2 rRNA genes are annotated in these 420 nt (G+C 50.6%); both read right to left on the bottom strand.

The annotated features are described in order from the left end of the window. Positions 1 to 18: 18 nt before the first annotated feature. Positions 19 to 134 (bottom strand): 5S ribosomal RNA (gene rrf / locus AC1DHT_RS29405). 159 nt (positions 135 to 293) lie between these two features. Continuing rightward, positions 294 to 420: ribosomal RNA gene (locus AC1DHT_RS29410) — 23S ribosomal RNA — on the bottom strand; the annotation flags it as partial.

A 420-nucleotide genomic window follows, 5' to 3' on the forward strand; every position in this document is an offset into this window, starting at 1 on the left:
TGGGGTTTCGGAATTTAATCTTGACGATGACCTACTCTCACATGGGGAAACCCCACACTACCATCGGCGATGCATCGTTTCACTGCTGAGTTCGGGATGGGATCAGGTGGTTCCAATGCTCTATGGTCGTCAAGAAATTCGGGTACTGARTCGTGACCAGTGGGTCTCGCTTCAGCAAATTGGGTATGTGACAGTCGGGTGTTTTGTGAGCAGCTCGAACTTTCGGTTCGTTTCGTCTTCACACACCGCAATCTGGTTCTTCTCTCGAAGCATGCAGATTGCTTGGGTGTTATATGGTCAAGCCTCACGGGCAATTAGTATTGGTTAGCTCAACGCCTCACAGCGCTTACACACCCAACCTATCAACGTCGTAGTCTTCGACGGCCCTTCAGGGGACTCAAGGTCCCAGTGAGATCTCAT

This window comes from Pseudomonas sp. 05N432 (assembly GCF_056396945.1).